This window comes from Citrobacter sp. Cs237 (assembly GCF_030332325.1).
In the GTDB taxonomy this organism is placed as follows: Bacteria; Pseudomonadota; Gammaproteobacteria; order Enterobacterales; family Enterobacteriaceae; genus Citrobacter_A; species Citrobacter_A sedlakii.
Genome location: NZ_JAOWIB010000063.1, coordinates 1 through 509 on the forward strand (window position 1 = coordinate 1; position 509 = coordinate 509).

Sequence of the window (509 nt, forward strand, 5' to 3'; positions counted from 1 at the left end):
CGAACCGGTGTTACCGGCGGCGTCTGCCACGCTGGCCGTCACTGCCCCCGTTGTGATGGACGCCACGTCCGCTGCCGGAATGGTGACGCTCCAGCTGCCGTTGGCCTCCACCTGGGTGGTGTAGCCGGTGCCGCCAATCGTCACGGTCACCACCTGGCCTGCCGGAGCATTAGTGGTACCGCCGATCAGCAGATCCGCCTGCGCTTCCGTGGCGTTCAGGATATCGTCAGCCGCGATGGTGCTGATGGCGATCACCGGCGCGCCCGTATCCACGCTGTAGTCGTGGGTGGCTGACGCAGAGTTACCTGCGGTGTTGCTGACGCTGGCCTCCACGCGGGCGCTGCCATCGGTCAGGGTCGCCAGATCCGCTGCCGGGACGACCAGCGTCCAGTTGCCGGTGGCATCAACGCTGGCGGTGTACGTTTTGCCGCCAAAGGTGACGGTGACGTTCTGGCCGGCTTCCACGTTTGTGGTGGCGCCGGAGAGCGTCAGGTCCGCGCCCTGCTCGG

The 509-nt window shown here is 67.2% G+C and carries 1 protein-coding gene; it reads right to left on the reverse strand.

Going from position 1 to position 509, the window contains the following annotated elements; genetic code table 11:
* The coding region (locus tag OGY07_RS01915) for an Ig-like domain-containing protein (protein WP_286598344.1) at positions 1–509 on the reverse strand (509 nt) is incomplete at both ends.